This is a genomic window from Bacteroidales bacterium (assembly GCA_035353855.1).
GTDB lineage: Bacteria > Bacteroidota > Bacteroidia > Bacteroidales > CG2-30-32-10 > DAOQAK01.
The window spans coordinates 19,706-40,699 of sequence record DAOQAK010000004.1 but is presented as its reverse complement, the minus strand read 5'-3'; the positions used below and the strand labels follow the sequence as shown (position 1 = coordinate 40,699).

The 20,994-nt window shown below is 33.0% G+C and carries 16 protein-coding genes; 7 read left to right on the top strand and 9 right to left on the bottom strand.

From position 1 onward, the window contains the following. Nucleotides 1–50: 50 nt before the first annotated feature. From PKK00_01610 to PKK00_01600, 3 genes are read left to right on the top strand one after another with little or no spacing between them, the layout of a single operon-like run. Entirely contained in the window at nt 51–1,499 is a 1,449-nt protein-coding gene (locus tag PKK00_01610) for a leucyl aminopeptidase (protein ID HNW97091.1), read from the top strand. Between the two features lie 41 nt (nt 1,500–1,540). Continuing rightward, nucleotides 1,541–2,635, top strand: coding sequence for a 4-hydroxythreonine-4-phosphate dehydrogenase PdxA (gene pdxA / locus PKK00_01605; GenBank protein HNW97090.1), 1,095 nt, complete (start codon nt 1,541–1,543; stop codon nt 2,633–2,635). A gap of 7 nt (nt 2,636–2,642) precedes the next feature. Next, nucleotides 2,643–5,129, top strand: a complete 2,487-nt coding sequence (locus PKK00_01600) for a bifunctional UDP-N-acetylmuramoyl-tripeptide:D-alanyl-D-alanine ligase/alanine racemase (protein HNW97089.1) — start codon at nt 2,643–2,645, stop codon at nt 5,127–5,129. Nucleotides 5,130–5,199: 70 nt separating this feature from the next. Here PKK00_01600 and PKK00_01595 read toward each other — a convergent pair whose 3' ends face one another. The 3 genes from PKK00_01595 to PKK00_01585 all read right to left on the bottom strand — a co-directional run bounded on the left by PKK00_01595 (nt 5,200) and on the right by PKK00_01585 (nt 9,041). Then, nucleotides 5,200–6,996, bottom strand: a complete 1,797-nt coding sequence (locus PKK00_01595) for an SAM-dependent methyltransferase (protein ID HNW97088.1) — start codon at nt 6,994–6,996, stop codon at nt 5,200–5,202. Further along, complete coding sequence (locus PKK00_01590; GenBank protein HNW97087.1) at nt 6,993–7,667, bottom strand: restriction endonuclease; 675 nt, start codon at nt 7,665–7,667, stop codon at nt 6,993–6,995. The genes PKK00_01595 and PKK00_01590 overlap by 4 nt, the downstream gene beginning before the upstream one ends. A gap of 273 nt (nt 7,668–7,940) precedes the next feature. Continuing rightward, nucleotides 7,941–9,041 carry an OmpA family protein gene (locus tag PKK00_01585; GenBank protein ID HNW97086.1) on the bottom strand — a complete coding sequence of 367 codons (1,101 nt, stop codon included), beginning with the start codon at nt 9,039–9,041 and terminating at the stop codon, nt 7,941–7,943. A gap of 246 nt (nt 9,042–9,287) precedes the next feature. Here PKK00_01585 and PKK00_01580 point away from each other — a divergent pair, with 246 nt between their 5' ends. From PKK00_01580 to PKK00_01565, 4 genes are read left to right on the top strand one after another with little or no spacing between them, the layout of a single operon-like run. Then, a complete protein-coding gene (locus PKK00_01580; GenBank protein ID HNW97085.1) occupies nt 9,288–9,584 on the top strand; it encodes a transposase in 297 nt (98 codons plus the stop codon). A gap of 12 nt (nt 9,585–9,596) precedes the next feature. Beyond that, nucleotides 9,597–9,854, top strand: coding sequence for a hypothetical protein (locus PKK00_01575; protein HNW97084.1), 258 nt, complete (start codon nt 9,597–9,599; stop codon nt 9,852–9,854). A gap of 8 nt (nt 9,855–9,862) precedes the next feature. Then, nucleotides 9,863–10,078, top strand: a complete 216-nt coding sequence (locus PKK00_01570) for a hypothetical protein (protein ID HNW97083.1) — start codon at nt 9,863–9,865, stop codon at nt 10,076–10,078. Beyond that, nucleotides 10,059–10,637, top strand: coding sequence for a hypothetical protein (locus tag PKK00_01565; GenBank protein HNW97082.1), 579 nt, complete (start codon nt 10,059–10,061; stop codon nt 10,635–10,637). Before PKK00_01570 ends, PKK00_01565 begins: the two co-directional genes overlap by 20 nt. Before the next feature lie 527 nt (nt 10,638–11,164). Here PKK00_01565 and PKK00_01560 read toward each other — a convergent pair. From PKK00_01560 to PKK00_01535, 6 genes are all read right to left on the bottom strand, one after another. Further along, entirely contained in the window at nt 11,165–13,330 is a 2,166-nt protein-coding gene (locus PKK00_01560; GenBank protein ID HNW97081.1) for a S46 family peptidase, read from the bottom strand. 98 nt (nt 13,331–13,428) lie between these two features. Next, nucleotides 13,429–14,427, bottom strand: coding sequence for an NAD(P)H-dependent glycerol-3-phosphate dehydrogenase (locus tag PKK00_01555; protein HNW97080.1), 999 nt, complete (start codon nt 14,425–14,427; stop codon nt 13,429–13,431). 10 nt (nt 14,428–14,437) lie between these two features. Then, nucleotides 14,438–16,135, bottom strand: a complete 1,698-nt coding sequence (locus PKK00_01550; protein HNW97079.1) for a M20/M25/M40 family metallo-hydrolase — start codon at nt 16,133–16,135, stop codon at nt 14,438–14,440. A gap of 19 nt (nt 16,136–16,154) precedes the next feature. After that, entirely contained in the window at nt 16,155–17,522 is a 1,368-nt protein-coding gene (locus PKK00_01545; protein ID HNW97078.1) for a M28 family peptidase, read from the bottom strand. 23 nt (nt 17,523–17,545) lie between these two features. After that, nucleotides 17,546–18,958, bottom strand: coding sequence for a M28 family peptidase (locus tag PKK00_01540; GenBank protein HNW97077.1), 1,413 nt, complete (start codon nt 18,956–18,958; stop codon nt 17,546–17,548). A 282-nt stretch (nt 18,959–19,240) separates the two neighbouring features. Continuing rightward, nucleotides 19,241–20,902: a Zn-dependent hydrolase gene (locus tag PKK00_01535; protein HNW97076.1), complete on the bottom strand. Its 1,662-nt coding sequence runs from the start codon at nt 20,900–20,902 to the stop codon at nt 19,241–19,243. Between the last annotated feature and the right edge of the window lie 92 nt (nt 20,903–20,994).

Genomic DNA, 20,994 nt, shown 5'->3' with positions numbered 1-20,994 from the left:
AGGATTTGTAATTTTGTAATCCTTTTATAATTTTTCAAAAATAATCATATATGTTTAAAAATATTGAAAAAACCGAAAAATATTCTGTTGCAGTAAACGCCATATTTCTTGCCGAGAAACCGGAAAGCCTTGCAAAATATTCTTTCACCAAAGATGAAATAACATATATGTCTTCGCTGTTATCGAAAAACGAAACAAAAACTTTTTCTTTTAACAGGCTTAAAAAATGGGATTTTGTTGTTTTTCCCGACAATAAAAAACAAGGGTATGATGTAAAGGAATATTACCGCAAAACCGCCGACAGCCTGTTACCTAAGATCAACAGTCAGAAAATTTCCAAGATTCAGATTGTAGATATTTCAGAAAAAACCGAGAATACCATAGCGTTTATTGAAGGGTTGGTATTAGGAAATTATCAATTTACAAAATATAAAAAAGGTGTTTGTTCAAAAAAAACCATTCACACACTCGAGAATATTTCGGTGTTTTCAAAAAAAGTGAATGCTGCAAACATCAGTGAAATCAACATAATTCTTAAGTCGGTTTATATCAGTCGTGATTTGGTTAATGAACCTGTTTCATATTTGAATGCTGCAAAACTTGCTGATGAAGCGTTGAAAGTGTGCAAAAGTGCAGGCGCTAAAGTTGAAGTTTTAAATAAAAAGCAAATTGAAACATTGAAGATGGGTGGATTGCTTGCCGTAAATAAAGGCAGTATTGACCCGCCTACTTTCACTATTATTGAATGGAAACCTGCAAAACCGGTAAACAAAAAACCTTATGTTTTTGTGGGTAAGGGGTTGGTTATTGATACCGGTGGTATATGTCTGAAACCCTGGCAAAGCATGGAAACCATGAAGTGCGATATGTCGGGAGCAGCAGCTGTAATAGGAGCAATTCATGCAATTGCATCAGCAAAATTACCTGTTCATGTTTATGGATTAATTCCATCAACAGATAATCGTCCCGGTGGTAACTGTTTCGTACCCGGCGATATAATTACCATGCATGACGGTACTACGGTTGAAGTTTTAAATACCGATGCAGAAGGAAGATTGATTCTTGCCGATGCATTAAGTTACGCGAAAAAATTAAATCCCGGGTTGGTTATTGATATGGCTACGCTTACAGGTTCAGCGCATGCCGCCGTTGGAAAATATGCAATGGTGGGAATGGGAAAAGATCACGGAATGTTTATGAAAAAATTAATGGACTCCGGAAATGCCGTATGCGAGCGCATTGTAGAGTTTCCAATGTGGGATGATTATAAAGAATTATTAAAGTCGGAAATTGCCGATATGAAAAATATTGGTGGCGCTTATGCAGGAGCTATTACCGCTGCAAAATTTCTTGAACATTTTACGGATTACCCATGGATACATCTTGACATAGCAGGACCTGCATTCATGGATAACCGCTACACTTATCTTGGACAGGGCGGAACAGGTTATTGCGTAAGATTGCTTTTCGATTTCATGAAGAATATTTCTAAAAAATAATAAAAGAAAAAAATCGCATTTAATATTTTAAAATTATTGATATGACAAAATCCGATAACGAAGAACGTTTTAAAATAGGAATATCGCAAGGCGACATCAATGGTATTGGTTATGAAATAATAATTAAAACACTTGCCAATCCACGTGTTATGGAAATCTGCACACCCATTGTTTATGGTTCTTCTAAAGTTGCTTCATATCACAGGAAGACACTCGACGTTGGCGAATTCAATCTTAATCTTGTGAAGAATGCTGATGCTGCAATTTCGCGAAGAGCGAACATTATTAATATTTATGATAAAGAAGTAAAAATTGATTTAGGAATGTCAACTGAAGTTGGCGGTCAATTGTCGCTCATGTCGCTCGAGGCAGCTGTTGAAGATTTAAAACATGATCATATTGATGCGCTGGTTACCGCGCCAATCAACAAAAAAAATATTCAATCGCAGGGGTTTAAATTTCCGGGGCATACAGAATATCTTGCAGAAAAATTTAATACCAAAGATTTTTTAATGCTGATGGTTAGCAATAATATTCGCATAGGCGTTGTTACCGGGCATATTCCTTTAAAGGATGTTTCTAATGCTTTAACGGAAGAATTAATTTTAAATAAAATTAAAATATTGAATGAATCGCTTCTGAAAGATTTTGGAATAAGAAAAGGAAGAATAGCTGTATTGGGCGTTAATCCTCATTCCGGCGACAACGGAGTTATTGGTGATGAAGAAAATAAAATAATTATCCCTGCAATAAAGAAAGCAAAAGAAGCAGGTATTCTTGCATTTGGTCCTTATCCTGCCGATGGATTTTTTGGTTCATCATCATTTACAAAATTCGATGCAGTAATAGCAATGTATCACGACCAGGGCCTGATCCCATTTAAAACTCTGACATTCGACAGCGGAGTGAATTATACTGCCGGATTGCCCATTGTACGCACATCGCCTGCACATGGCACTGCATATGAACTTGCCGGAAAAAATATAGCCTCTGCCGATTCATTCCGCGAAGCGCTTTATCTTGCTATTGATATTTGCAGGAACAGAAGGTTGTATAATGAACTTACCGTAAATCCGCTTAAGTTTACTGTTCATGACGAAGAAAAACCGGGCAGCGAACCAAAACTTGTGTTATAAAATTAATATGGCTTCATATAGTATCAACGAAATTTGTAAAATCATTAAAGGTGAAATGGTGCAGTTGCCATCACCCGATTCTGTTGTAAAACAATTGGTGATCGACAGCCGTAAATTAATATCACCGGATAATTCTTTATTTTTTTCAATCATCACCAAACGCAATAACGGTCACAAATATATTGAAGAACTTTACGAAAAAGGGGTCAGGAATTTTGTGATTTCACAGGATGATAGTTTTGTGCAAAATTGTCAGGAAGCCAATTTTATTAAAGTAAAAAATTCTTTATCGGCATTACAAACTCTTGGAATTTTTCATCGGAAGAAATTCAGTATTCCGGTTATTGGAATTACCGGCAGTAATGGAAAAACAATTGTAAAAGAATGGCTGTTCCAATTGATGAGTGATGATAAAAAAATTGTTCGCAGTCCAAAAAGTTTTAACTCACAAATAGGAGTTCCCTTAAGTGTTTGGCAAATGGATGCTGAGCATGAACTGGCAATTTTTGAAGCAGGGATTTCTGAAGTTGATGAGATGGATAAATTACAAGCCATCATTCAGCCGACAATTGGTATATTCACGAATATTGGTCAGGCGCATGATGAGAACTTCATTAATATTACACAGAAAACGAATGAGAAATTACAACTTTTTACAAAAGTAAATATACTTATTTATTGTTCCGATTATCTTGAAATTAAAGAAAGAATTGTTCGTGCAGAAAATTTAAAGAACATTAAAACATTTACCTGGAGCCATAAGAGTAATGCCAGCCTGCTTATTAAAAACATTAACCGGAGGAATAACAAAACCACGATAGAAGGTCTTTACAAAAATGAAAAACTTCAGATAACCATTCCTTTTTCAGATGATGCATCAACTGAAAATGCCATTCAGTGCTGGGCTACAATGCTGGTACTGGATTACGAAAATGATGTAATTGCAAAACGAATGCTCAACCTTTCGTCTGTTGCAATGCGACTGGAATTAAAAGAAGGCATCAATAACTGTTCTGTGATAAACGACAGTTACAATTCGGATATTAACTCGCTGAGTATTGCGATCGATTTTCTTAATCAACAAAAACAACACAGGGAAAAAACAATAATCCTTTCCGATATTTTACAAAGCGGACGTAATGAAGATGAGCTGTATTCAGACGTTGCCGAACTTCTTTTAAATAAAAAAATAAACAGGATAATAGGAATAGGAAAAGCCATAAGCAGGCAGAAAGATAAATTTCATATTGATAAACTTTTTTATGAAACGACTGCCGATTTCATGAAAGACTTTCCTTTTTCGGAATTTCATAATGAAACCATATTGCTGAAAGGTGCGCGAATATTTAAGTTTGAGAGGATAGGAAAAGCGCTGCAACAAAAAGCGCATGAAACCGTTCTTGAAATAAACCTGAATGCACTGGTGCATAATTTAAATTATTATCGCAGCCTGTTGAAACCGGAAACCCGTATGATGGCTATGGTTAAAGCTTTTTCATACGGAAGCGGAAGTTATGAAATTGCAAATATCTTACAATATCACCAGGTGGATTATTTAACAGTAGCATATACTGATGAAGGAGTTGAATTACGCAAATCAGGAATTACCACACCTGTAATGGTTATGAATCCTGAAGAACAGAGTTTTGATGCCATGCTGAAGTACGATCTTGAAGCAGAAATTTATAGCTTCCGTATTCTTGAACTTTTTGAAGAAGCCGTTGCACGCAATTATAAAGACAGCGATAAAAAAGCAAATATTCATATCAAATTAGATACAGGAATGCACCGGCTGGGTTTTGAAAAGAGCGATATAGCAAGGCTTGTAGACCATATTAAAGACAATAAAAATATTGTAGTCAAATCAGTATTCTCACATCTTGCTGCTAGCGATGACCCTGCACAGGATGATTTTACACGCTCCCAAATTTCATTATTCCGCGAAATGAGCGAATTTATTCAACAGAATTTTGATTACCAGATATTAAGTCATATACTGAATTCTGCCGGTATCAGCCGTTTTCGCGATGCGCAATTTGAAATGGTGCGATTGGGAATAGGTTTGTATGGCGTTGCTGTAAACGAACAGGAACAAACATTTTTACAAAATGTAAGTACGCTGAAAACGGTGATTTCGCAAATAAAATCAATTCCCAAAGGTGAATCAATAGGTTATGGACACAAGTGGATAGCTGCAAATGATATGAAAATTGCTACTGTTCCTATTGGTTATGCCGACGGATTGAACCGCAAGCTGGGTAATGGTCATGGTAAATTATATGTTAACGGGCGTTTTGCGAATATTGTTGGCAATGTATGCATGGACATGTGCATGATCGATATTACCGATATTCATGCTGCAGAAGGTGATGATGTAATTGTGTTTGGCGCTGAATATCCAATATCTGAATTTGCTGCTGATATGGAAACCATTCCATACGAAGTGCTGACAAGCGTTTCAAGAAGGGTGAAGAGAGTTTACTACCAGGAATAAAAAATTAAAATTCAAATCCCAAAACAAACTTCAAAAGCCTTTAATGTTTTTGAAGTTTTGCATTTTTACTTTATACAAAAAGTTTCATTTGTTTGTGTTTTGCAACAGGTTTCATTAAACTTAAATAGTCGTTCCACTTTTTGAAACTAATTTTTAATTTGAAAGTTTTATTAAACTTTTCAAGCTCTTGCTGCATGTTGATTTTTGAGGAATGTAAAGCAAGATTATATAAATCGATACGCATTAAAATTTCTTTTGTGAAAGTTCTTTTAGCATCGGAAAATGTTATTGATTGCAAAAGTGCTTTTGTTTTTTCCGAGTTTAAAATAATGAGAGTATAGGCTGCATAATCAATATCATCAAATCCGAGCAAATAGCATGTATCGTCAAGCATTATCGGCTTGTTGTCTTGTTGCAGAATTAAACTGAAAGTAAAAGTTTTGTATAATCCTGAAATTGAAATTTTGTAAGGTGCAAATGAATAGTCGCCAATTCCAAAAATAGAAAAGGCAGGCTTATTATTATAAATACTGGATTTTCGAGAATCGAATTGAGTTTTGTTTTTGTGTAAATAATTAAATATTTTTGGAAATTCTTTTTTAATAAATGAAGTGTCTTGTCCTATTTTCTTTTGTGTAATAATTGTATATTTTCTTGTTTTATCAATTACTAGTTGTTTGAGGTCAGAACTTTTTAGTAGGCCATAAACCAAATCTTCTTCGAGATTAAATTCCTGATGTAGCCCGTTTATAAAGTGCCCGTTAATTCTTTCTATTTCCATTATTGAAGACAGGTCATGTTTTATGCCTTGTCTCCACTCAAATGGGCAAAGTCCATCAATGTCACTATAGCGAACATAGAAGTCAATATTTGAAACAAATTTCTCTTTTACCCAGCCGAATTTTCCAATAGGCAAGTTCCGTTGATTTATTAGTTTAGTTTGATTATAAAAATTAAATTCCGTGCAGGTAAATTCTGATGGGGAGTTTAATTTACAAAAAAATAAAGCGGCTTCAACGGAAACATTAAATTCTTTTTTACTGTCGATGGTGAGTTTTTGTAAATCAGAGATATTATATCTGCGTTGCTTTTGGTCAAATATAACATTTTTGATAACAGAATTTTTTACAAGAAAAGCGAAATGTCCTTTTGAATTTTGAAAAGCATCAAACATCATTAGCGTAATGTATTCTCCAATATCAAAATTTCCTTTACCTGTCATTGCATCGTAGCCACTATGCTTTTTAAAGTTTGATTTTACCGGAAGATTATCAGATTCAAGGCTGCTTAATTTGGAATTTGTTATCCATGGCGGATTACCAACAATTAGAGTTTCGTCTTTGGAATGTTCAATTGCTATGCTTTTAAAATCGAAATCAAAAACATTGAAATGATTGATTTCAATAACTGGTTTTTTATCTCTGGGATTGTCAATATAAAATTGAATGATATTGAATTTCGTTTCCCATACATAAGGTTTATAAATTTCAACTCCTATTATTTTTTCAGCATTTGGGAATGCCTCTAGAGATGCAATTATAAAATTTCCTTTTCCAAAAGTTGGTTCTATAATAATTTTTGGGTTAATCTTTTTCTCTTTCAAAAAAACGGCAACTGATTTTGCTAAATGTATATTCGTTTGAAAGTCGCCATATTCGGCACGGTCAGGTTCTTCAATTATATTTTGGGTAATGGAAATATGTTCTTTAAGGTATAATAATTCTTTATTGTTGTTAAAAAAATTCCTAATTCCGCAAATCTCAAATATTTTATGGTTGGCAGTTTCAAAAAGCTTTATTTTATTCAAATTCGTTTTTAATAAATCCGAAACCTGATAAGAAATATTTGCTTCAAATATTTTCATCATTTTTTAGCTTTATGAATGATTTTAGTAATTCCCTTAACTTGTTCATTCAGATCAACTATTCTTTGATATTGTAATCTCCATTGCAAAGCGTTTGATATGGTTAAAAATCCCTGTTCAGGTGGATTATCCAAAATTTGTTTTGCTAATTGAGTAAGAGTAATTTCATCAGCGGGAATATTTTTATCAGTCAGGTATGAAATAATATCGGCTTCATTTGCTTTATCGTTAACCATTTCTCTTAAGCGAAAGGTTGTTGTATAGTCAGCCGTTCTTTCTTTTGAAACGAACGAGCAACTAACAAAATTCAATATTGCAGTTTTTGTTTTAGATTCATCTTTCTTATCATAAACAAAAACTAAAAGGTTGTAACCTAGTCCGAAAATTTTCTGTTTTGCATCTTTAAAAGGACAAGATGATTGTGGCTGTTTTACTGAGGTTACTTTTATATCTGTTTGTATATCATCAGAAGGTAAGTCGATACCACTTGCAGAAGAACCAATGGTTAAAATGTATTTATCCTGTAGATGTTTTTTGAATTTATGTTCAATGTATGTTCCAACGGCTTTTCCATCAGTAACTCCGAAAAGTTCTTTGTACTTGTTTTTTGATTCTGTAATACAAAATTCTTTAGCTTCTTCAAGCAACTTCTTTATTGTTAGTTTTTGCTTCATATTTGATAAAGATATATTACAAAGTTAAAAACTTAATCCTTTAAATCAGTTGTTTAGAAGGTAAAGTTTTAAACAAAATTAAATTGCATATTTTTATTACGAAGAGTTATTGTAGTGTTAAGTTAAATGTAAATTGGCTACAAATTAATTTAGAATATACGACCATCAATATCAAATGGCGAAGTTATACTTGATTATTGGAAATTCGATGTTCATTCGCCGCGGCGAATTGGTTATTGAAATGTGTCTTTTTATTCTTAACATAACAATAGTTTATTGAATAATAAATTCCACTCTTCTGTTTTTACTTCTTCCTTCATCATTTTCATTTGAAGAAATAGGATTTTCTTTTCCAAATCCGCTATAATTTATTCTTTCTTTATTTATATTTTTTGATATTAAATAATCGGCAACAGCTTTAGCCCTGTCCTCGGAAAGTTTTTTATTGTATTCAGCAGAGCCAATATTATCAGTATATCCATTTATTTGAATTGAGGAGTTATTATTTTCGGTTAAATATTTTACCAATAAATTTAATTCAGTAAATGAGCTGTCTTTAAGTACTGCCGAGTTGAATTCAAAAAAGATATTTTTTAATACAATTGATTTTCCTTTTTCAATATTTAATATTTCAGTTTTGGGTTGATCCTTTATGATAGTTGTTATTTCAGTATTTACGATAGCATCAGTATTTTCTTGTAAATTTAGTTTTTCAATTGACTCAAGAGTAATATCGTCAAGGTAATATCTTGCTGATGAATTATTCATTTTATAAATATTAAGTATTTTTTTAAGAACGCTATTATTTTTATTAAAAGCACCGATGGTTATATATTTTTCTCCGCCTTTTGCAATATAATAATTTTCATATTTTAACCATTCATAACTACCAACCGGGTTTTCCCATATAATTTGAGGTGTATATTTATATAGTTCGTATCGGCTAATTTTATGTATTTTGTTTTCTGAAAAAATTATTCCAAGATTATTATATACAACTCCCGTATTTTCCCAAACTTTTAAATAAAAAGATAACTTGTATTTTGTATTTTTTTCTAAAGCTTTTTTCAATTCAACACTAATATATTCTGATAGTGTATCATAATTAATTGTTATATCAAGTGTAATCATTCCATTACCTTTATGCGGTTTGAAAGGGTGAAATGAATATTTGTCTTTTATATTTTCATAGCCAGGAAGTCCGAATGAAGGATTAAACCAGTTATTCAAACATTCAATATTATCGTGTGAATCAAGTTGACTTGTAAAACAATCTTTTTTATAATCTTCGAACCCGGGGTTTGGGATAAGATTTTGCGATGATATGATTGTACTTTTTATTAATAATAAAAATAGAATGATATGGTATTTCATGAATGTGCAATATTATGTTTCAAAAATACAAATATAAAAATAGCCCCGACCTTTAGGTCGGGGAAAAAAGAAAAGAATAAAAATGGCTTTAGCCAAAATAATAAAATAAAAAATCCCCCCTCTAAGCGTAGTGTTTTTCAAGTGCTCGGCATAGTCTTGAGGGTAGGCAAATGTGCGGGAGACTATGTCGAATATAAATCGTAGTCTCTGACTACAAAAATTATTTTATTTTTATTAAAAATAAAAATGACAACAGGCTATCAAATAAAAGAACAAGCAGGTTTACATTATTTAACTTTTCAGGTTGTTGATTGGATAGATATATTTACAAGGCAGGTTTATAGAGATATTGTAATAGATAGTCTTTCGTATTGTAAACAGAACAAGGATTTGCAAATATTCGGATATGTAATAATGTCGAATCACGTTCATTTAATAGTTAATAGTACAAGCGGAAAATTAAGTGATACAGTAAGAGATTTCAAGAAATTTACATCAAGCAAAATAATAAAAGAGATTATTGATAACCCACAGGAAAGTTGAAAAGAATGGATGTTGAACAGGTTTTCATTTAATGCTAATCAACACAGAAGAAATGAAAAATATCAATTTTGGACACATGAGAATCATGCAATTTATTTATATTCACCAAATTTCATTCAAGAAAAATTAGACTATATTCATAACAATCCTGTAAAAGCGGCGATTGTTCAGCATCCTGAAGATTATTTATATTCAAGTGCAAGGAATTATGCTGAAATGGATAGTGTATTGGAAGTAATATTAATTGATAGAGTAATGAGAACATATTAGATATATTTATGCGACGAAGTCATCAAACACACAAGCTATCACACAAGACTTCGCCGAGCGAGGGAGTAAACCTAGTTGGTATTAGAGATAAAGATAATTATCAATCAGAGATTTTGAAGTTTGAAAAAAAACTTGGAATAAAATATGATAAATTAGACTATGATTATGAAAAAGGAGAATATCAGATACAATATCATAAAACTAATGATGTTAAAAAGAAATAAAATTAAAATCAAAAGTATAATTGGGTTTATTTTTATTTTATATGGATGCTTAATATCATGTAATCTAAAGAAAGAAGAATCTCATTTAGAAATCAAATGGATTGAAACGAATGTATATATTCCATCTATTGAGGATGAGAAAAATGATATTCAACCATATTTAGAATGTCTTTTACAAATTACTAATAATACTGATTCATGCTATGTAATTTATCCTAATATGAATTTGTTAATATCTAATTTTTTTTATTTATACAATAAGGATACAATAAGGTTTAATGCGCTTAATGCGCAGAAAATTATTATAAGAAAAAACGATTCATTTTATATTAATTTAATAAAAAATAATATAATAGGTCCTTCTGAAAATATTAAAAAAGCTATAAATAGAGAAGAAAATATTTTTCAAAAATCTAATATAAAATATTTTGCAAAATATAGTTCTTTATTTTATGATAATAATAAAGAGTGTAAAACTATTTTATCTTTTGAAATAAAAAAAGGGAAAAACATATCATTCAATAGAAAACCCTCAAAACATTCAAAAAAACTACAATAAGTTACAGCAGTTCTTCGTTGCATTGCAATTTCTACAAGCATGTCTATACAAAAGGAACGAATATTCGAACTGTGCTTGGTAAAAAAATAGTTATAGGTTTTATAAAAAAAGCACAAATGAAAACACCGTATAAGAAAAACTTGTACGGTGTTTTTAGTTTCAGAAAGTGAACAAAACAAATGCTTATGGAATATCATGAAATTATTTGTGGCTGTTCTTTAGAAGCAGTCGCTAAGCCTATTGGTATTTCGGCGGTAAACAGCAGCCTCTTTTATGAGAGATTCAACATCAACAGAAAACGGTTTAACACCATTAAATGCTTCATCGGGAGTTTTGCCATTCAATGCAGCCAAAGGCATTTCTTCGGAATAAACCTTTATGGCATCAGATAGTTTTTCTTTAAAGTCGTCAAAATCACAGTAAGGAAAAAGAAAAGAATAAAAATGACTTTAGTCCAAAAAGTAAAATAAAAAAATCCCAACTCTTATATTGAATTGGGATTTTTATGTTTTTGAAAAAATATTTTTTTACTTCACTATTGTAAGCTCGTCAATTAAATTTTTTGCTCCGGCATATTTATCAATCATAAATAAAACATAACGGATATCAACGGCAATAGTGCGTTGCAGTTTGGGTTCGTAAGCAATATCGCCACTCATAGCTTCCCAGTTGCCGTCGAATGCTAACCCAATTAATTGTCCATCGCCATTTATTACCGGGCTTCCTGAATTACCACCTGTAATATCTGTATTGGCAATAAAGCAGGTTACTAAGTTACCGGTGCTGTCGGCATAGCGTCCGTAATCTTTCTTTTGCCACAGTTCTTTAAGTTTTTTAGGTACAATAAATTCATCATTTGTAGTATCTTCTTTTTCCATTACACCGTCGAGCGTAGTGATGTAATTGTAATGAACGGCATCGGCAGGGAAATAATCACCCACTTTTCCGTAAGTCATACGCATGGTTGAATTGGCATTGGGATAGAATTTTTTATCGGAATACATTTCGCGTGTGCCGGCAACATAAAGCCTGTCGCCTTTGTCAATCTTTTCTTTTATATCATTTAAACCTTGTGCCATAGTTGAGTATGACTTAATCATTGAAATCATGGTTTTAAATCCGAGGTCAGCATCAAGCACTTTAAATGTAGGTTTGGCAAGGAATGCATACATCTTTGCTGAATCGGGGAATATCGATTTGCTATAAACCGCATCGGTGAATTTTTTAAAATCGCTTTTGAATTTTTTATCAAGCACATCTGTAAATATTGAAGGATGCTGTTCTTTGGGAACATTATCATAAAACATTTTTAATAAAGCTTCATATAAATCCTTGTCGCATGGCTTGTAATAATCTTTATAAAAATCAGCACACTTTTCTTTAAATTCTTCGGCAGCAGCTTTTATAGCTTCCGGTTTGCTATTTTTATTTTTTAATACGCTGTATAAGTTAAGCATTCCATAGCCGAAGTAAACGATTTCAGGCCCCTGGAAAGCTGCTTCTTCTAAATATTTCAAAGCAAGATTATAATTAGTAAGTTTGCTGTAACCGTCAGCAATATCTGTTAATGCAGTTCCATATTTGGCTTTTCTGCTTGCATCGGCATTAACCCATTTCATAAATGCTTCTTCCTGCTCTTGTTTTTTCTCATATACTTTAAGGTGTTTCAATCCTTTTGTCTGACCTATAAAATATTTCCAATAATTACTCGATTCGGAATATTTTGCAGCATATTGAATTTTAATAACAGGATTTACGTCCATATACGATTTAATGATTTCGAGTTTTTTATCACGAATTTTCACTGTAGTAGGATTTGATTGATCTGTTGCAAGTTTAACTCCATAAGAAGTTAGATAGCGGTCGGTACGACCGGGATATCCCCAAATCATGGTGAAATCATTTTCTTTTACACCTTTCAATGAAATGGGTAAATAATGTTTTGGAACCATAGGAATATTTTTTTCACTGTATTCTGCAGGCGAACCATCGGGAGCTGTATAAACGCGGAAGATGCTGAAATCGCCGGTATGGCGTGGCCACATCCAGTTGTCGGTATCGCCACCGAATTTCCCTACTGCTGAAGGAGGAGCGCCAACCAATCTTACATCTTTGTATGTTTGATAAACAAAAAGATAAAATTCATTTCCTTCAAAGAAAGTTCCAACGTTAGCATCATACTTGCCTTTTTCTGAAGCTTCTTTTTCAATTTTAGAAATAACTTCTTCAACTTTTGCCGACCTGTCTGATTCCGACATATCATCAGTAACATTAGCCAGAACTTTTGCTGTTACATCTTCCATACGAACCAGGAATGATGCGGTAAGTCCTTCATTCTGTAATTCTTCTTTTTTACTCATAGCCCAAAAACCATCAGTTAAATAATCATGGTCAATAGAACTGTGTGCCTGTATGGATTCATATCCACAATGGTGGTTTGTAAAAAGAAGACCTTCATTAGATACTACTTCGGCAGTACAGAAAAATCCAAGCGATACAATAGCATCTTTCAAACTTGAATGATTTATGCTGTATAATTCGTCAGCAGTAAGATGCAGTCCCATTTTCTGCATGTCCACATAATTCAACCGGTCAATAAACATTGGAAGCCACATCCCTTCATCCGGCGCTGTTGCAAAGCCTTTAACCTCTAAAGTTAAGGCTAACATAAAAACAAAAAGTAAACGTTTCATACTATTAAATTTATTGATTAAACAATCGTTCTCTGAAAGCAAATATAAATGATAAAATTTATTTTTAATTATAAATTAAACCAACAGGCGTAATTCCTCTATGAAAGTTTCTGAGTAAGTATATGAATTTCTTTTGCAGGAGAATGTCCTAAATAAAGGATGTTATACACAGCTTCTGTTATAGGCATATCGACATTATATTTGTTATTGATCTCCCAAATACATTTCGCTGCATAATATCCTTCAGCAACCATTTTCATTTCGAGCATTGCAAACTTTATGGAATAACCTTTTCCGATCATATTTCCAAATGTACGGTTGCGGCTGAATTGTGAATATGCTGTTACCATTAGGTCTCCTAGGTATACCGAACTTTTTATATCGCGGTCGATAGGATGTACTGCATCAACAAAACGTTTTATCTCCTGTATGGCGTTGCTGATAAGCACTGCCTGGAAATTATCGCCATAACCCAGGCCAATGCAAATGCCGTTTGCAATGGCAATAATATTTTTAATTACATTGGAATATTCAGTTCCGAAAATATCATCGGAAACAGAGGTCATTACATATCGACATTTAAAAAGCTGTGATAATTTTTCACCCAGTTCATGGTTCTGTGATGCTACTGTAAGATAGGTCAATTTTTCAAGCGCTATTTCTTCAGCATGAGATGGCCCGCTTACAACAGCAAAATTACTGTATGGAACATTGAACCTGCTCATGAAGTAATCAGCAATGATAACATTGTATTCGGGGACTATTCCTTTAATTGCCGATACAACAAATTTATTTCTAAAATCATCAGGATTAAGCCCGGAAAGCGATGCATTAAGAAATGCAGAAGGGACGACAAATATCAATATATCGGAAGAAGAAACTATTTCCTTTATATCACTTGATAATACAAGGGATTCGGGATTAAACTCCACAGAACTCAGGTATAAATTATTATGACGGAAGTTGCGAATGTTGTCGATAATTTCATTTTCCCTTATCCACCAGTTAACAGGAGTGGTGTTGTTCAATAAAATTTTTACTATAGCTGTCCCCCAACTACCACTACCAAAAACAGCAATTTTCAAATTTTTTTGCATAATATTAATTTCAGAATTCAACATTTATTATTAATGATTCTTCGCCGCGTTTTATAAGTAATTTTGTTTTGTCGCCTTTTTTAAAATAACCTAATGCTTTCATATACGACATGATATCAGTTGTTTCATATTCCCCTATTTTTAAAATAATATCGTTTGCTTTAAGTCCTGCTTTTTCAGCGGTTTTTCCTGGGGTTGTTCCTAATATGCGTAATCCTTTTCCATCATAGGAATGGTCGGGAACCACACCCAGGGTAACGCTCATGGATGGACGAGTAAAATCCTTTTTGTTTTTTGTAAATGAAAAAGGCATTTTCTTAATCGTATCTGTTATCTCGATAATTCTTTCTGCAAATTTTATTATTCTTGCTTCTGCTTCAAAATTTATTTTTTCTATATCATCTGTTGGCATATGATAGTCGGGATGTATTCCTGTAAAGAAAAAAAGTACGGGAATATTTTTCAGGTAGAACGACATTTGATCAGATCCATCGAAGCCGGATTCATTTTTCTTTATTTTTAAATCGTTTTTTGATGCCAGTGCTATCAATGTGTCCCATAATGGTGAAGTTCCGGTACCAATGATATTGAACCCGACTTTTGATGTATCGTAGCGCCCTACCATATCCATATTAAGCATGTATGAAGTTGTTGTAGTATCGAAGAACGTACTTTTTGTAAAGAATGCTGAACCTAATAATCCTTTTTCTTCACCTGAAAAATTCAAGAAAAGATAATTATGATTTTTCTTATCCGAATTTTTAAAATATTTTGCCAGCTCCATAACAGCAACAGTTCCGCTTGCATTATCGTCAGCTCCGTTATGAACCTGTAAAGGTAACCCGTTGTTACGCGAATTTTCCTTTCCCATTCCTATATGGTCGTAATGCCCGCCAATAATAATAGTTGCAGGTGCATGATTATCGATATATGCGGCAATATTATAACCAGTAGTTATTTTTCTGTCAATATCCACATTCATTTCTACCATATCCTTTTTGCTTTTACGAAGCAATCTTGAAGCTTTATTTTGTGCAAAAATTATTGGAATTTTCGAAGGGTCTATATATTTTACAATCTTTGACGAAGGTTTGTTCCCGTTTTTTTCAGAATTGATAAATATGATTCCTGCTGCTCCATGAGCTATAGCGGTATCTATTTTTCTTTGAATCGGAAGGAATTTTATAAAATTAGAATCCTGTTTGAATTGTTTGGGTAACATTGTTTCGATGACAAATATTTTCCCTTTTATATCGCCAAGGTTTTTGTAATCATTATAGCCTGAAGAAGGAATTGATATCCCGAAACCGGCATAAACGATTTCTCCTTTAACACCGGATGAACTGGAATAGGAAAGAGGATAATAGTCATCATTTAAAATAAAATTATGTTTACTGATTTTTAAAATATTATTTTTCCCGAGAATTGGATTTTCTTTATAAGTAAAGGTTTGCGTGTATGAGTTATCGCTGAAGAATGGCTGTATTCCTGCATTTTTGTATTGTGAAATAATATAATCGCGAGCCATAATTTCACCTTGTGTTCCTGTTTCCCTGCCCATAAATGAATCGGATGAAAGAACAGATAGATCTTTTTTCAATCGGGTTATGATAGCTGATTCTGTTTGTTCGTATTTTAAAACCTGCGTCCAACAAGTATTCGAAAGAATAAAGAATAGAATAAAAAATATTTTAAAAGTATGCTTCATAAATATATTAGATAAAAAATTATAATAACATTTTTGCATAAATGTAATAACTTCTGAACGTTTGCCAAAAGTTGACTTTATGGTAATTGATCTTTGTTTCGCTGCTGATATTATTTATTAAATTTTTTGAATAATTAATGATATGTACTTCTCCTTTAATGTTTACTTTTTCGGGATCATCGGCAGGTGTATGGTATTCGTGGTGAAGCCCTGTGATAAAAAATAAAACAGGAATTCCTTTTTGATAGAAAGGATAGTCATCCGAACCATTCATTCCATCAGGGATTTTATTGATATAAAAATTTTCAGGTCGGTTATTTTTAATAATCTTTTTCCATTGTTTTGATGAGCCGGTACCATTTAAGAATAATACATTTCCGAAGGCACCTAATCTTCCAACCATATCGTAATCGAGCATGTATTTTACCTGGGAAAAGGGAATGGATTTGAAATATTCACTGTTCACGAAATGATAGGAACCCAGCAGGCCTTCTTCTTCACCCGAAAATGCACAAAAAATATAATTATAATTTTTAGAACCTTCCTGTTTTAAATAACGTGCTAATTCAATTACTGCAATAGTTCCGCTTGCATTATCATCGGCGCCGTTAAATATTTTTAATTCACCGCTTTCATTATCTTTTTTAAAACCAAGATGGTCGTAATGCCCGCCAATAATGATAGTTGAAGTTGCCCGGTTATTAATACAGCCGATAACATTGTGCATTTTCTGACCGCTTTGCTTTTTTAGTTGTAAGGAAACGATTGTGTTTTCTGAAAAATTTATTTTTTCATAAGTCGATTTATTGATGATGAAAACTGGGCACAAGCAATTTATCTGCGAGTTGTAGTAAGAATAAAATTCCGATTTTGGTATGATAATGATTGCTGAAGCTCCTTTACTTTCGGCATTTTTAGCCTCTTCTTCAATAACCGTATTTTCTTCATTGATAAAAAGAATTTTTCCTTTTAAATCGCTTTCCGGATTTTTAGATGAAGCTTTATTAAATGCTAAACCGTTTACTGTGCCTTCGCCGGCGTGTGCAAGAGGATAAAAATCTTTCCAGAGTTCAAGTGCGGTTTCATTTATTTTAAGAGTATTATTTTCTTCATCCCAGAAATTATTATAATTACTGAATTCCTGAAAATAGCTGCTGTCATTGATGTTGAAAGGAGTAAGCCCTGCTTTTTTAAATTCATTGGCGATATAGTTACCGGCTTTCATTTCGTATATGGTTCCTGCTTCTCTGCCTTTTGCTGAATCGGATGAAAGAAAATATAAATCTTTTTTCAACCTGTTTTCGATAGCTGAATCGGCAAAATTAAATTTTTGCTGAGCCGTCAATGCAAAAGGCAATAAGAGATATATGAATAGGAATTTTTTCATATGTTTCAGAAATTCGGTTTGAATTACCAGTATGTGGTTGTTCGCGAGAAGGGTAATTTTTTCCCGCTGTTAATATTGTTTATAAATCGTTCGATATATTTTACGATTTGAGTAAGTCCTGTAAAATTTACTTTATTTACATCATCACCCGGTTTATGATAATCGGAATGAAGTTCAGTAAAAAAGAAAACATCGGGAATATTTTTTTTATAAAAACTATAATGGTCGGAACCGCTTTCAGCAGCTTCTTTAGCATTAATAACCAAGCCTTCGGGTTTTGTATTTTCGATTATTTTTTTCCATGCAGGCGAACTTCCAACAGAATAAATGGTCAACGATTTTTTTATGCTGTCGAGCCTACCAACCATGTCGCAATTGATCATGAATGCTACTTTATTCAAATCTATGATATTGCTTTCTGTGAAAAAGGCAGAACCGTATAATCCTTTTTCTTCGGCTGAGAAAGCCATGAAAATGAAATTATATTTTTCTTTGGTGGTGTCGCTGTAAAACCTTGCTAATTCTATCATTGCTGAGGTTCCGCTTGCATTATCATCGGCGCCGTTATTAATAGTTCTTTTGCCGGTTGAGGTAGTTGTATAACCAATATGGTCGTAATGAGCCCCGATGACAATAGTGAATTTTGCTTTATTATCAATGTAACCGCCTATATTGTACGACGAATTGCATTTGGTTCGCGTAATATTGGTTTCAATGTTTGCATTCATGAATTTGCCTACATTAATAAGTTTTGCAGCTTTTTTATCTGCAAACAAAACGGGAAGAGGAAGTGCATTGATATTATTAGAAATTACTTTTGACGGCACAGCCAGTCCATCTTTGTTATTGTAAAATATTACTGCTGTAGCGCCTTTGGAAAAAGCATAATTTGCACGGTTGAATGCGTTCTGGTATTTATCAAATCCTGCTTTTTTCATACTGTCAGGAATATCATAAAGCAAAGCAAAAATTTTTCCTTCCATATTTTTTAAGTTGGAATAATCATCATAACTCAATTCAGGAGCATTGATACCGTATTTTACTTTTATAATTTCACCTTTTGTTGTTCCGCTTGATGAGAACTCCATCGGGTAGAAATCCTGGTTGAAAACAAACATATTGTTATTAATTTCAAGCATATTAAAACCAATGTTTGCTCCGCCATTCACATCAAACTCTTGCAGGTATGAATTTTCAAATAAAGGAGTAAGCCCGATTTTTTTAAAATTATTTACAATAAAATCGCGTGCTTTGATTTCTCCTTCTGTTCCTGCTTCCCGCCCAAGCATAGAATCATGGGCCAGTGCCGAGTCATCGTATTTTAAACGGGCAGCAACAGCGCTGTCGCTCTGGTTATAGAACGATACCTGCTGCGCATGAATGCCGTTAACAAAAGCGAAAAGCAGGAAAGGAAGAAAATAATATTTTTTGAACATTAATGAATATTATTTTTAAAATTATTTAACGCGTTGTGCAATTGAGTTTTTTATTTTATTGTACATGAATTTCGATGTCATATTGAGCTTGTCGATGTCATATTGAGCTTGTCGAAATATAGCTTCGATAAACTCAGCCCGACAGTATGTATACCGACAGAAAAGAGTTTTGCAAAAATATTTTTTGTTTTCTGTACGGTATAACTCGTTCTAAACAGTTTTGCCTTTGCAAACCTGATAAGAACGAGTATATTTTATAATGTAATAGCAAAACCCGTATATTTATTTCAGTCCTAAAACATCTACTCCTTGTTTGAATACCACATCAACAGGAATATTGGCTGTTTTAAGGTTATCTAAACATTTCTGAAGTTCGGGTTTTACAATTCCGTATTTATTTAAAAATGTCAAAGCATTATCGTAATCGCCATTTCCCTGGAATACCAATATTTTCTCAGCCCATTTATCAACAGCTGATTTCATTTTTGCAAAATCAACTTTGTATTTCCCGTTTTCAAATTTAAAAGCGCCAAGTTCTTCGAAATAATTAAAACACATCATATTTGCTTTGCCGTGTGCTTCGGCTGCTCCAAAGCGAACGGAACGAATGAGTCCTGCCATGAATGTTGCATAATTATCTTCAGGAGTGATATTGGTAATCATCTTTTTTTCGATGAGTTTTGTAACTAAAAACAATCCAAGAACATCAGCTTTAGCTTCTTCAAAAGCAGAAGAAACATCTTTCATTGCCGTTCTTACCGGACCTTTGCCATTGATTGTATTTTTTATTCCCAGTCCGTGTCCAACTTCATGGAACATGGTATTGTTAAAGAATGCATCAAATTTTATATATGCGAGTTGAGAAGAATCAATAAGTTGTTTGGCAATAGGCATAAGTATGTTATCGAATTTAGCTTTCATCGTATTTTTCAATTGCAATCTTCTCGAACCTTTTTTTAGCTGAACTTTTTCGTCGTTAGGAAGATTGATTGCGATGGTCTTTCCACCTGAATTCGCATCACCCGCATAATAAATAATATCATATACACCAAGGTCGGAGCTTGAACCGGGAACTTCGGTTTTGTATTTTTTATCAACAGGAAGCGCTTGTTGCAGCTCGGGCAATGTTGCAATAAATTTATCAAGCTTTTTGCTCCATTCTTTATCTTTAACAAGAATGGCAGCTTCCTGTGCAGTTTTATATTCATAAATTCCGTCTTCATAATTTTCAATGGGACCAACAACAAAGTCGATCGTATTTGTTTTCATATCCATCCATGCCATATCGCTTTCATAGTAATCGTCATTGAGCAATGCCTTCGCGCGTAATTCAAAATATTTTTTTAATCCGGCATCTTCTGCAAGTTCAGCAGCTTGTTTCAAAAGCTTTGCAGCTTGTTCAATTTTTTCTTTGAAAGCTTCATTATACCAAATTGTTTTCAATGCACCTTTTTCATCTCGACGAATAATGGTATAGAGGCTGGTTTTATTTTTATCATTAAATTTTTCAAATTCTTCTTTGGTCATATCCTTTGGATAGAAATTAGCACCTTTAGGTTTTTCGCCAACTCCTGCAATTATTTCAGCGTTGTTGTTCAATCGCTCCCATGGGCCATAATTTATTTCAACAAACTTTTTTGTTTTCTCATCTTTTATTGAAGCAAGCAATGAATCTTTGTTACCATATGTTTGCATCCAGAAAATGTCATCCATCAGTTTTGCAATATCAATAAGTATCGGGATCATTTTCTTTTCTTTTTCTGTAAGTTTGCTGAGGTCGGTAGTAAGTTCAACTTCGGCAAACTGGTCGAGTTTTTTTTGCATAGCTGAAGTATCTTTTTTTGTTGAATCGGAATCATTTCCTTTTTTTCCGCTGCCACCGCAGCTGCTTAATGAAGCACATACTGCCACAATGATAATGGCAGAGAAAATATTTTTTATCATAAAATTGAAATTTAATAGATGTTTGAGTTGTTACAATTATTAATTTGCCTCACGAAAGTAAGGAAATTATTTCTAATGGAATAATGTTCAGT